The sequence below is a fragment of the Micromonospora sp. WMMD1155 genome, from assembly GCF_029581275.1.
Taxonomy (GTDB): Bacteria; Actinomycetota; Actinomycetes; order Mycobacteriales; family Micromonosporaceae; genus Micromonospora.
In genome coordinates this window covers 4,016,781-4,028,866 of record NZ_CP120742.1, presented here as the reverse complement: position 1 = coordinate 4,028,866, position 12,086 = coordinate 4,016,781, and the positions used below count along the sequence as shown (strand labels likewise).

Here is a 12,086-nt window from a genome sequence, read left to right as displayed (position 1 = left end):
CCGTGCCCGGGCGGTGTCGGCAGGGTGCCGCCCGCCCACGCGGACGACGGCCAGTGCCTGTCTCCTGAGGGCGGTCGAGCCGAGGTGGAGACCGGGCGGCGATCCGGCACGGCGCGGTCCCGGGCGGATACCGGTGTCGTATCCGGTCGAGACGCAACGCGCCGGTCGTCGTCCAGGCCGGCCACTCCTCGTGAAACAGGTCCTACGCGGAGACGGGCTCCTCGATGCGCAACCCCCGGGCGCGGACCTCGCCGGCGACGCGGGAGAGCACCGAGTCGAGGGCGACCAGGGCGGCGGAGAGCTCACCGAGCTGCTCGTTGAGCGTGTCCTCGGACCACGCGGAGACGTCGACGTCCCCCAGTGCGCTGACAGCGGCCCCCAACCGGGCCATCACCTCGTTCGTACTCATGTTCGAAAGGCTATAACAGTCGTCTGTGCGACACGCCGTAAAGCGCCAGATCAGACGCAAAGTCACCGTGTCGGCACCCAACTGCCCCTGCCCTGCCCGCGCCCCGCGCCCCGCGCCGCCCGGCCCTGCCCTGCATGCCCCGCCCCGCCTTCCCCCGCCTCCCCCGCCTCCCCCGACGCCAAGATCCGCGCAACATCACTGTTGTTGGTGCCTCCCGCGACTCGGAGGCAGCAACATCCGGGAAGTTGCGCGGATCTTGGGCGGATCTTGCGCGGAAGTTGCGCGGAAGTTGCGCGGAAGTTGCGCGGAAGTTGCGCGGATCTTGGGTGGGGTCGGGTGGGGACGCAGCGCTAGCTGCCTGCGCCTGCGGCGGCGGCGACCTTGCCCAGCAGGAGCGCCTCGGCGAGGCAGACCCGGGCGAACTCCCCCAGGTGCAGACTCTCGTTCGGGCCGTGCGCGCGGGCGTGCGGGTCCTCCACACCGGTCACCAGGATGGCCGCCTTCGGGAACATCTCCTGGAAGGTGGCGATGAACGGGATCGAACCGCCGATGCCGATGTCCACCGGGTCGGTGCCGTCCCAGGCGGTCCGGAAGGCCCAACGGGCGGCGTCGAACATCGGCCCGGACGCGTCGATCACACACGGGTTGCCGTCGTGCTCGAAGCTGACCGTCACCTGCGCGCCCCACGGCGCGTGCTTCTCCAGGTGCGCGCGCACCGCCGCGTACGCCCGCTTGGGGTCGTCACCCGGGGCCAGCCGGATGCTGAGCTTCGCCTTCGCGGCCGGCACCAGGGCGTTCGGCGCCTCGCCGGTGGACGGCGCGTCGATGCCGAGCACCGCCAGCGCGGGCTTGGTCCAGATCCGGTCGGTGATCCGGCCGGTGCCGATGAACTGCACGCCGTCGGCCAGCCCGGCCTCGGCCCGCACCCGGTCCTCGGGGTAGTCGACCGTCGCACCCTCCCGGGCGACCAGCCCCTCCACGGCCACGTCACCGGCGTCGTCGTGCAGGGTCGCCAAGAGCCGGACCAGCGCGGTGAGCGCGTCCGGCACGGCACCGCCGAACATGCCGCTGTGCACGGCGTGGTCCAGAGTGCGCACCTCGACGAAGCAGTTGACGATGCCGCGCAGCGAGGTGGTCAACGCCGGTACGCCGATGTCCCAGTTGCCGGAGTCGGCGATAACGATGACGTCCGACTCGATCTCGTCGCGGTGATCGATCAGCAGTTGCTCCAGCGAGTCGGAGCCGTACTCCTCCTCGCCCTCGATGAAGAGCACCACACCGACCGGCAGTGCGTCCCCGTACGCCCGCAGCGCCGCGACGTGCGCCATGATGCCGGCCTTGTCGTCGGCCGCGCCCCGGGCGTAGAGGCGGCCGTCGCGCTCCACCGGCTCGAACGGGTCGGACTCCCACAGCGACCGATCACCGACCGGCTGCACGTCGTGGTGCGCGTAGAGCAGGACGGTCGGCGCACCGGGTGGGGCTGCCCGACGGCCGATCACGGCGGGCTGGCCGCCGGAACGCACGATCTCGACGTCCAGGCCGCAGCCGCGCAGCAACTCGGCGACCGCCTCGGCGGAACGTTCCACGTGCGAGTGGTCGAAACCCTCGAAAGCGATGCCGGGAATGCGGACGAGGCGTTCCAGGTCGGCGCGTACCCCGGGCATCTCCCGCTCGACGGCGGCCCGCACCTCGGACTCGGACATGATCGGTGAGGTCATGACCGGCATCGTATGCCGACCTTACCGGGGTGTGCCGCCGGAGCCCGTACCGTCACCGCCGCCCGGCGTCCCGCTGCCGGCCCGCGTGCCGGGGGCGGCCCGGCCGGCGCGGTGTGCGCGGCCGGCGGCCTCGGTGGCGGCGTCCATCCACGAGCGGGCCCGCCCGGCGGTGCCGCCCACCCACTCGCCGACGTCGCTGGCACCGTCGCCGAGCCGTCGCAGCAACCCGACCAGCGGGTCGGTGGACCGGCTGAACTCCTCCCGGTACGACTCGGCAGCCGCCTTGATCTCCTCGGAGAGCCTGGTCGAGCCGTCGTCGTCGCGACGCGGATAGTCACCGGCCAGCACCTGCCCGTACGCCCCGGAGTCGATCCACTGCCGAAGCTGCGCCGCCCGGGCCACCGGCACCGGGTGGGTGCTCCACGCCGTCATCCGGATCTTGTGCAGGCTGTCGCGCAGGTCGCCGCCACCGGCGTACTCGGCCGCCTGCTCCAGGAACGCGGTCGTGTCGACCTGGGACAGGTCACCGCCACCGGCGAGCTTCATCAGCAGCCGCAGCGCGGCGGCCGGATCCTGCCCGGCGAGCAGACCGGCCCGGTCGGCGGAGAGTTCGGCCTTGCGCCACCACTCCAGCATCGCCGCGATGATCGCCCGCAACGCGATCGCGCCGACCGGCAACCAGCTCAGGTTGGCCGCCCAACGGGTGAGGATCATGAGCATTGTCTTGTAGACCGCGTGCCCGCTGCCCACATGCCCCAACTCGTGGCCGAGCAGACAGCGCAGCTCGTCCTCGTCGAGTTGCTGCACGCAGGCGGAGTTCAGCACGATGAACGGCCGCTCCAGGCCGACCGCCTCGGCACCCAACCAGGGCGACTGGGTCACGTACAGCTCGGGCAGTTCGGCCACGTCCAACGCCGCCGCCGCCTCGGTGTAGCGCTGCCACACCACCGGGTACTGCCGGTGGTCGACCCGGATGCCCGAGGCCAGCACGGACAGCCGGAAACCCCGCTCGTTCCACATGCCGAAGAACGCCCGCAGCACGTCGTCGAAGCCGCGCAGCTCCCGTAACGCGACCAGGGCACCCCGGTCGGCCGGATGTTCCCAGGCTCGCGAGCTGATGCCGGTCAGAGTGATCCGGCGCCGCGCGGGCGTGTCCGTTGCCGACATGTTGAGTCCCCCGATCGCCGTTCCCTTGGTCTTCTCGCGCCGCGCCCTCGGTCTTCGCGCCGTGGGCCTCCGGCCTTCCCGCCGCGCCTACGGCCCTCCCGCCGCGCCGTTGGTCTTCGCGCCGCGCCCTTGGCTTCTCCGCGGTGCCCTTGGCCCTCCTGCCGGGCGTTTCGGTTTCTCGCGCCGGGCCTTCCCGTCGTGCCCCGGCCGATGGCGGCCATCTCGCATCGTGCCGTAGCCGATGCCGGACGTCCATGCCCCGCTCAGCGGAGGCGCACGTAGTACCGGTCCGCGTCGTGCGGCAGCACCGGTGCGCCGTCCACCAGCAGGTCCGCCCGGGCCGCCGTGTCGTCGGCCGCGAAGTGCGCCTGCTCCCCGAGGTGCCAGCGACGCAGCTCGGGCAGGATCTCCGGCCCGTCCCGGGCGACCGCGCGAGCCAACCGCAACGGCGCGGGCGCGGTGACGAAGACGGCCAGGGTCAGCTCCGGCCCGATCACCGCCCGCGCGGCGCTGACCCCCTCCAACACCAGCACCGACGTCACCGGAACCGGAACCGGCCGGGGCAGAAACCCTTGCCGCACCCAGCTGTACCGCCGGTACGCCCCCGGCGTCCCCGCCCGCAGCGGAGCAAGCACCCACTCGTCGAGTCGTGGCCAGAAGGTGACCTGGTCGTCCCACCCGTCGAGCAGATCATCGGTGTGCACGACCGGCGGTCGTCCGCCGGGCAGCGCCGCCAAGGCGTCCGCGAGGCGCGCGGCGAACCGGCTCTTACCCGCGCCGCTCGGCCCGTCGACAGCGACCAGCCGGGTCCGCCCCAACCGCGCCGGGCCCGCGAGCACCCGACGAGCCAATTCGGCGTACGGCTCGACGACTGCCACGGTCGCCCGACCGGTCTCCGGGTTCAGTGCGGCCTCGCGTGGTGCATCACCGCAGTATGCCGCCGCGGCCGTTGCGCGCGGTGATCGACTCGGGATCATCGACGTCGCGGTATCCCTGTCGCCGGGACACCACGACTTCCGTGAAACCGAGTCGATCATGCGGTGTTCGAGGCCCCACGGTCGCACTGACACGTCCGGCTGACCACCCCTGGCCGGTCACCGTCACGTCCGGGGGAATTGGGGCGGCGACGGGTGACGGGCGGCCCGTTCGCCGCCGTGGCTGCTACCGAATCGGCATCATCGGGTGGTGCTCCGAGACGTGATGAGCCCCGGTATCGACGCCCTGCTCGAACAGGCCCGAGCCGGGCTGCACCGACTGACTCCGCAGCAGACCGTCGAGGCGGTCCGCGGCGGCGCGCTGCTGGTCGACACCCGCACCGAACTACAACGCCGTGAACAGGGCGAGCTTCCAGGAGCGGTGGTCATCGACCGGACCGTACTGGAATGGCGACTCGACCCGGCCAGCGCCTGGCGGATCCCGGAAGCCACCGGCTACGACCGGGAGATCGTGCTGGTGTGCCGGCAGGGTTACAGCTCCAGCCTGGCCGCCGCCAGTCTGCAGACCCTCGGGCTGCGCCGAGCCACCGACATGATCGGCGGCGTCGACGCCTGGCTGGCCGCCGGCCTACCGACAAGCGACCGCCCCGCCGACGTACGTCCCTGATCACCCACCCCGCCCAGCCGGCCGGATCATGGCGGCGTCGGCAATGCCGAGGGTGGCGTGGATCGGCGCACGTGGGCGAGACCCGATGCCGCACCGCACCGCCGCCGCACCGCACCGCGCACCGCGCACCGCGCCGCACCACGCACCGCACCGCACCGCGCACCGCGCACCGCGCCGCACCACGCACCGCACCGCACCGCGCACCGCGCCGCACCGCCGCACCGCACCGCGCCGCACCGCCGCGCCGCCGCACCGCACCGCACCGCGCACCGCGCCTGACCGCGCACGGGCCGCCACGCACTTTCCCCGATGTTGCTGCCTCACGACCGAAGGAGGCAGCAACATCGGGGAAAGTGTGCGGATCATGCCCCTTCGCTCGGCGGCCGAGCGCCACGGAGGGCCGCCGGGACAGTCAACGACCGGATGCGCCCAGGACCGTCAGGAGGGTGAGCCGGCCGGATGCGACAGCGGGCCGCCGGGACAGTGAGCGGCCGAGCGCCACGGAGGGCCGTCAGGATGGTGGCGGGCCGGGTGGGATGAACGGGAGATTTGCGGGCGCGCCGACTTCGATCAGTTGCCACAGTGCGTCGGTGTCCAGGTGTTCCTCGACCAGGTCGCCGAGCAGGTCGAGCGAGCGCTCCCGGACGGCGGCGAAGCTGGTGGCCGGTGCGACCCGGAACCCGGTGCGGCCGGCCAGTCGGGCCGCCTCGGTGAGGAACCACCGTCGGAATTCGTCGGACTCGAACGCCCCGTGCCAGTGCGTGCCGTGTACCGCGCCGAGCACGGCACCTTCGCCCACACCGTCGTCACCGGTCAGCAGTGGGGTCAGGGTGGGGTCGGCCTGCGAGACGTACCCGTGGTGGATCTCGTAGCCGCGCACCGGGAGGCCGCCGTGCGCGATGCCCACCGACTGCCGGACGGTCTTGCGGGGATGGAAGGTGATCTCGATGGGCAGCAGCCCGAGCCCCGGCACGCTGCCCCGTCGGCTCTCCACCGGGTCGTGGATGGCCCGCCCGAGCATCTGGAAGCCGCCGCAGAGGCCGAGCACCGGCTTGCCGGCTGCCACATGCGCGGCCACCGCGTCGGCGAGGCCGGTCTCGCGGAGCCAGGCGAGGTCGGCGACGGTGGACTTGGAGCCGGGCAGGACGACCAGGTCGGCGGCGGCCAGTTCGGCCGGTTCGATGGTCAGGCGTACGCGGACCCCCGGCTCGATGGCCAACGCCTCCACGTCGGTGGCGTTGCTGATCCGGGGCAGTCGAACGACTGCCACGTCCAGCCATTCGGTGCCGTGTGGGGCGGCGGGGCGGCCGAGCACCCGGCCGTACGCGAGGGAGTCCTCCGCGTCGAGCCACAGGTCCAGCGCCCAGGGCACCACCCCGTACGTGGGACGGCCGGTGACGTGCCGCAGCATGTCCAGCCCGGGCTGGAGGAGCCCGAGGTCACCACGGAACTTGTTGATCACGAAGCCGGCGATCAGCGCCTGGTCGGCGGGGTCGAGCAGCGCCAGGGTGCCGAACATCGAGGCGAAGACGCCGCCCCGGTCGATGTCGCCGACCACGATGGTGGGCAGGTCGGCGTGCCGTGCCAGCCCCATGTTGACGTAGTCACCGGCCCGTAGGTTGATCTCGGCAGGGCTGCCGGCGCCTTCGCAGATCACCACGTCGTACGTGTCCCGCAGCTCGGCCAGCGCCGCGTACGCGGTTTCGGCGAGGCGGGGACGCAGGTGCCGGAACGTACCGGCGGTGATGGTGTCGACGGCCTCGCCGAGGAGCACCACCTGACTGGCGAGGTCACTGCCGGGCTTGAGCAGCACCGGGTTGAACCGCAGGTCGGGTGCGAGCCCGCAGGCGGCGGCCTGCATCGCCTGGGCTCGCCCGATCTCGCCGCCGCGCCCGTCCGGCCCGACGACCACGGCCGAGTTGTTCGACATGTTCTGTGCCTTGTATGGGGCGACCTTGACGCCCTGCCGATGCAGCCACCGGCAGATCCCGGCGGTGAGCACGCTCTTGCCGGCGTCGGACGTCGTGCCGGCGACCAGCAGGCCGCCGCTCACCGCCCGTTCCCCCACGCCGCCCAGCCAGCCTGCCGCTCGTGCCCACCGTCACCAATTAGCCCACGCCGTCCGGCCCCGAGCCCACCGCGAGCGCCCACGGCAGTCGACCCGCGCCCCCCGACCCCGGCCCCACCGCCAGTCGCCCCACGCCCTCCGGCCCCGACCCCACTCCGATCGGCCGCCGCGGCCAGCGCGCGCCGGCCCCTGACACCGGACCCCTGCCGGGCCACGGACCGGAGCCCGCGCCGGCCCAGCGCCGCGGCCAGACGGCCGAGGGTCACCGGGTACGCGGCGGCCAGCCCGAGCGCCGCCAGCCCGACCGCACCGGAGATCCGGGCGGCGCGCTTCAGGTGACGCGCCTCCGGGCGAGGGCCGTCGCCGAGGAACGGCCGCACCTCGGAGCGCCCGAAGTAGACGTTGCGACCACCGAGGCGGACGCCCAACGCACCGGCCATCGCCGCCTCGCACTGACCGGCGTTGGGGCTCGGGTGGTCGTTGCGGTCACGCCGCCACACCCGCCAAGCCTGCTGCCGGTCCCCGTGCGCGACAGGCGCGACGGCGACGGTGAGCAGCCCGGTCAGCCGGGACGGCACCAGGTTGAGCGCGTCGTCCAGCCGTGCGGCCGGGGTGCCGAACCGCGCGTAGCGCGCCGACCGGTGCCCGACCATCGCGTCGAGGGTGTTCGCCGCGCGGTAACCCAGCAGCCCGGGTAGGCCGGCGACCGCACCCCAGACCAGCGGGGCGACGACCGCGTCGGAGGTGTTCTCGGCGACCGACTCGACGGTGGCGCGGGCCAGCTCCGACTCGTCCAGCGCCGACGGGTCGCGCCCGCAGAGGTGACCGAGACGTCGACGCGCAGCGGGCAGGTCACCGGCCCGCAGCGTCCGGCCCATGACTGTGGCTTCGTGCCGCAGCGTGCGCCCACCCAGCACACTCCACGTGCCCGCGGCCACGAGCACCGCACGGGTCACCGGCCGGTTGCGGGTAGCGGCGGCGGCGGCGACCCCGAGCAGCACGGGAGCACCCACGGCCAGCGCGGTGAACGCCGTACCGGCCGTCCGGTCCGGCCGGTAGAGGCGGCGCTCCAGCGCTCCGGCGGCCTGACCGAAGCCGGCCACCGGGTGCCACCGGCGCGGGTCACCGAGCAGCCGGTCCAGCGCGTACCCGGCCAGCAGCCCCACCGCGTTCGCCACCGGCGCTGTCCGTCGCACCCGCACCACCTCCGGCCGGCCAGCCTAGACGAGCACCCCGTGAACCGGCCCGGCCCACGGTGCCTCACCATCCGCGAGCGGACAGCGCGTACCGGGCGGGAGCAGCCCCGTGGCTGCCGCCACGCGGGGTGACGACGCCGCTGGCGCCGCCACCCCGCCCCCGTTGATGCCCAGCGCACCACCGAACCGCGCCCTGCCCTGCCGCGCCCTGCCCTGTCGCCCTGCCCTGTCACGCCCTGCCCAGCAATGCAGCGCCCTGCCCTGCCGTGCAGCGCCCAGCAGTGCAGCGCCTTGCCGCGGCGCGTCACCGGAGCACCCGCGACCTCACACTGCTCGGTCGGGAGCCCGAACCGACCAGCCGGTCACGCCGGCTGCGGCACCCGACCACGGCCACGCCGCCCCCGACCGGTCGGCGCCGGATCCGGCTGGCCCTCGTCGGGTGCCGAGCCCAACTCGTCGTCCGGGTCGTCGTCGGTGTGGTCGTCCTCGCCGGGTGGCGGGGCGAACTCGTCGTCGAGGTCCGGCGGGACGCTGGCCTGCCCGATCCGGCCACCGTCGGCGGCGATATCGGCGTCGAGGAACGGGCTGGTGCGCACCGCCACGTAGTCGGGCAGCTCGAACTCGTCGTCCAGCGCGCGGTCGTCGGGCAGCACAGGTGCCTGCTCAGCCGGCACGGGCTCGGTCTGCTCGCCGTGGACCCGGCTTTCAGCCTCCGCGTCCTCCACGGTGCTGGTCGTGACGCTGGGCCGGTTGCGCAGGAACCGGGCGCGACCCCGGGACAGGTCATGGCCGACGGCCACGGCCTCCAGCTCGTAGAGGGTGCGGTGGTTGCCGGCGTCGTCGGTCCAGTCGCGGGTGTAGAGGCGGCCGCAGACCACGACCGGATCGCCGACCATGACCGAGGCGGCCACCCCTTCGGCGAGCTTGCGCCAGCAGTTGACGCGGACGCGCAGCGAGTTGCCGTCGACCCACCGGCCGCTGTCGCGGTCGAGCCGCCGGGCGGTTGAGGCGACCTTGAAGTTGGCCACCAGGGTGTTGCTCTGGGTCGTGCGCCGCCACTCGGGCGCCGTCAGAACATTACCGACAATAGTTACATAAGTATCGAACATCGTTCCTCCAGGGGATCGGGGCCTGCCAGCGCGAGTCGACTCGACACCGAGCCTGTGCGCCGCGGGCGACCGTCGCCAGCGCCCGCCCGCGCCCTGTGGACGACGAACCCACCTGTGGACAAAGGCCTGATCATGTCCGGATGTGGTACGGCCGACCGTCCGTTCTGCCGGTCGGCGGTTTCCGGTGCCGCCCGAACTGGGTATGGATTTGATCAACGCACCACCGACAGCTCCACGTCGACGAGAGGTCAGCGCCATGATGATCACTACCATCGGCTCCGCGAACGCTTCCGAGGCGCGGCGATGAGCGCCGTGGCCAACCCCGCCACCGTGGCCGAGTGTCTGCGGGTCGGTGCCGGGTTCTCGCAGGGCGACCGCAACTGGATCGCGGAGCAGTTCGCCACCCTCGACGCGCGGCTGGCCGGCTTCCACGCCGACGCCACCGAACTGGAGGTGTCGGTCAAGGACCGGGAGGCCCGCGGCCAGAAGGTCACCCTGGAGTGCTGGATCGCCGGCCGACAGAAGATCGTCACCACTTCGGCCGAGGAGGACCTGCACGCCGCGCTCAACGACGTCCGCGACGACCTGCGCCGCCGGCTCAACGACGCGAAGACCCGCCAGGAGCCCCGGCACAACAAGCACCTGCGCGACATCCCGCAGCCGCAGGGCGAGCCGGACCCGGCCGACGACCAGGAGCAGATTCCCGCCGCCGACCCGAGCCGGGCCGACGCGGAACTGACCTGAGTCCCCACCCCTCCGAGTCGATCATGGAGTTGTGGTGGGCACTACATCCAGGAAAGCCCTTTCTGCAGACCACCACAACTCCATGATCGACCGGGGCAGGCGGGGCCGGGGACAGGCCCGGCAGGGACGGGGAAGGCAGCGCCGGGGACGGGCCGGGCAGGAACGGGCCGGGCGGGAACGGGGAAGGCAGCGCCGGGGACAGGCCGGGCAGGGACGGCGACGGGCGGGAGCGGGGGCAGCAGGGCGGGCCCACCCGTGGGCTACCGCTGGGTAGGTTGGCGGCGTAGCGTCGCGGTCGTGGAACCGGACGTGTTGGGGCCGCCGTACGAGCGGCAGACGATCGACCTGGGCACCGACGACGAGGGCCCCGTCGTCGCGACACTGGTCCGACGGCGCGCCGAGCGCCCCACCGGGCGGGCCGTGCTCTACGTGCACGGGTTCGTCGACTACTTCTTCCAGACCCACCTGGCGGACTTCTTCGCCGAGCGTGGCTGGGATTTCTACGCGCTCGACCTGCGCAAATACGGTCGCAGTCTGCTCCCCGGCCAGACTCCGAACTTCTGCCACGACATCAGCGACTACTTCCCCGAACTGGACGCCGCCGCCGAGATCATCCGCAAGTACGACGGCCACGACACCCTGTTGGCGATGGGCCACTCCACCGGCGGCCTGATCCTCTCGCTCTGGGCGGGCGCCCGCCGCGACTCCGGCACCGTCGACGGCCTGGTGCTGAACAGCCCGTTCTTCGACCTGAACGCACCCTGGGCGGTCCGCCGACCCCTCGCGGCCGCCGTCTCCCGGCTGGGCCGCAGGGCGCCGCACCGCATCCTGCCGTTCGGGCTCGGCACGGTGTACGGCGAGAGCATCCACGCCGACCACCGCGGCGAATGGACCTATGACCTGGCGTGGAAGCCCCTCGCCGGGTTCCCGGTCCGGGCCGGCTGGCTGAACGCGATCCGCACCGGTCAACGCCGGCTGCGCGCCGGGCTGGACATCCAGGTGCCGGTGCTGCTGGCCTGCTCGACCCGCTCTTTCCGGGGCACCCGCTGGCACGACAACGCGACACTGGCCGACGCCGTGCTGGACGTCGAACACATGGTCCGGTACGCGCCCCGCCTCGGCCGCCACGTCACCCTCGCCCGCTTTGACGGCGGGCTGCACGACCTGACCCTCTCCGGCCCGGCCGTACGGAAGAAGGTCTTCGACGAGGTGGGCCGCTGGGCCGAGGCGTTCCTCGCCGCCGGCCCCACCGCCCCCGCCGACCAGAAGCGTGTGCCCAACCAGCGCGGCTGAGCAGAGTGGGTGGCGGTCCGGGACGCGGCTCAGACGTCGCCGGGCATCACCGGGAGAACAGCGCGGATCCGGTCGAACGTCGCCACCCGGTGACCGTCGACGCCGGGTAGTACCAGCCCGAGGCAGTACGGCGAGACCTCCCCCGTCGCGTCGGGCTGCACGATGAAGACCGGCGCGCCGACGTACCCGGGTGGCAGTTCGGTAGTGATCCGCACGGCGTCGGCGTCGCGGACGACGCGCTCGATCGCGACCTCCAGCGGCCGGGAGCCGTCTTCGCGTACCCCAAGGGCCAGCACGAAAGCGGAACCGGCGTCGGCGCCGAGGCGGGCGACCACCTCGGGCCCGGCGGCGATCCCCGCCGGTACCGGCTGGACGCGCCAGCGCCAGCCGCCGTCGCCCGCGTAGCGGTGCAGGCCGGCGGTCGGCAACACCGCGACCCCGTCGCCCGGGAAACGGGCCCAACCGGGCACGATCTCGGCCTCGGCGACGACCGCCGGGGCGACCCCGGCCGGTTCGGTGACGCTCGCCCGCAACCCCAGCTCCCCGCCCGACGCGCCCACCAGGTCGGCCGCCGTCAGCAACGACTCCCCCACCGGGTCGTCGCCGTCACGGAGGAAGAAGGCGGTGCCGAAGGCGTCGCCCGACCGGTACGGCAGGATGGCGCGACCGACGACCTGGCACAGCTCGTAGGCGACGGCGCTCTCGGCGTCGGAATCCAGCAACACCAGGCAACGGTACGGTCCACGGTCACCCCGCTTCCGGGTAACCCGGATGCCCGCC

11 protein-coding genes and 1 pseudogene are annotated in these 12,086 nt (G+C 73.2%); 4 read left to right on the top strand and 8 right to left on the bottom strand.

All coding sequences use genetic code 11. From position 1 onward, the window contains the following. Positions 1 to 202: 202 nt before the first annotated feature. The 4 genes from O7617_RS18525 to O7617_RS18510 all read right to left on the bottom strand — a co-directional run bounded on the left by O7617_RS18525 (position 203) and on the right by O7617_RS18510 (position 4,271). Positions 203 to 409 carry a hypothetical protein gene (locus O7617_RS18525; RefSeq protein WP_030333429.1) on the bottom strand — a complete coding sequence of 69 codons (207 nt, stop codon included), beginning with the start codon at positions 407 to 409 and terminating at the stop codon, positions 203 to 205. Between the two features lie 350 nt (positions 410 to 759). Further along, a complete protein-coding gene (locus O7617_RS18520; RefSeq protein ID WP_282264784.1) occupies positions 760 to 2,112 on the bottom strand; it encodes a dipeptidase in 1,353 nt (450 codons plus the stop codon). Between the two features lie 36 nt (positions 2,113 to 2,148). Further along, the gene (locus tag O7617_RS18515) at positions 2,149 to 3,294 is read right to left on the bottom strand and encodes a M48 family metallopeptidase (RefSeq protein WP_282257028.1); all 1,146 of its coding nucleotides are present in this window, start codon (positions 3,292 to 3,294) and stop codon (positions 2,149 to 2,151) included. A gap of 263 nt (positions 3,295 to 3,557) precedes the next feature. Next, positions 3,558 to 4,271, bottom strand: coding sequence for a hypothetical protein (locus O7617_RS18510; RefSeq protein ID WP_282257027.1), 714 nt, complete (start codon positions 4,269 to 4,271; stop codon positions 3,558 to 3,560). 223 nt (positions 4,272 to 4,494) lie between these two features. Here O7617_RS18510 and O7617_RS18505 point away from each other — a divergent pair, with 223 nt between their 5' ends. Together O7617_RS18505 and O7617_RS18500 are read left to right on the top strand one after the other, a co-directional pair. Further along, positions 4,495 to 4,896, top strand: a complete 402-nt coding sequence (locus tag O7617_RS18505) for a rhodanese-like domain-containing protein (protein ID WP_282264783.1) — start codon at positions 4,495 to 4,497, stop codon at positions 4,894 to 4,896. 57 nt (positions 4,897 to 4,953) lie between these two features. Next, positions 4,954 to 5,175: a hypothetical protein gene (locus O7617_RS18500; RefSeq protein WP_282257026.1), complete on the top strand. Its 222-nt coding sequence runs from the start codon at positions 4,954 to 4,956 to the stop codon at positions 5,173 to 5,175. A gap of 232 nt (positions 5,176 to 5,407) precedes the next feature. Here the strand turns inward: O7617_RS18500 and O7617_RS18495 are convergent, their stop codons facing one another. The 3 genes and pseudogenes from O7617_RS18495 to ssb all read right to left on the bottom strand — a co-directional run bounded on the left by O7617_RS18495 (position 5,408) and on the right by ssb (position 9,269). Then, positions 5,408 to 6,949, bottom strand: a complete 1,542-nt coding sequence (locus O7617_RS18495) for a cobyric acid synthase (RefSeq protein ID WP_282257025.1) — start codon at positions 6,947 to 6,949, stop codon at positions 5,408 to 5,410. Positions 6,950 to 7,185: 236 nt separating this feature from the next. Next, a pseudogene (locus O7617_RS18490) lies at positions 7,186 to 8,160 on the bottom strand (cobalamin biosynthesis protein); the annotation flags it as partial. Between the two features lie 362 nt (positions 8,161 to 8,522). Next, entirely contained in the window at positions 8,523 to 9,269 is a 747-nt protein-coding gene (ssb, locus tag O7617_RS18485; protein WP_282257024.1) for a single-stranded DNA-binding protein, read from the bottom strand. Between the two features lie 303 nt (positions 9,270 to 9,572). Between ssb and O7617_RS18480 the strand changes: the two genes are divergently transcribed. Beyond that, positions 9,573 to 10,013, top strand: coding sequence for an HPF/RaiA family ribosome-associated protein (locus O7617_RS18480; RefSeq protein WP_282257023.1), 441 nt, complete (start codon positions 9,573 to 9,575; stop codon positions 10,011 to 10,013). 297 nt (positions 10,014 to 10,310) lie between these two features. After that, positions 10,311 to 11,306, top strand: coding sequence for an alpha/beta hydrolase (locus tag O7617_RS18475; RefSeq protein ID WP_282257022.1), 996 nt, complete (start codon positions 10,311 to 10,313; stop codon positions 11,304 to 11,306). Positions 11,307 to 11,335: 29 nt separating this feature from the next. On the opposite strand, the gene O7617_RS18470 is transcribed toward O7617_RS18475, so the two are convergent. Continuing rightward, positions 11,336 to 12,031, bottom strand: a complete 696-nt coding sequence (locus O7617_RS18470; RefSeq protein WP_282257021.1) for a hypothetical protein — start codon at positions 12,029 to 12,031, stop codon at positions 11,336 to 11,338. Positions 12,032 to 12,086 lie beyond the last annotated feature (55 nt).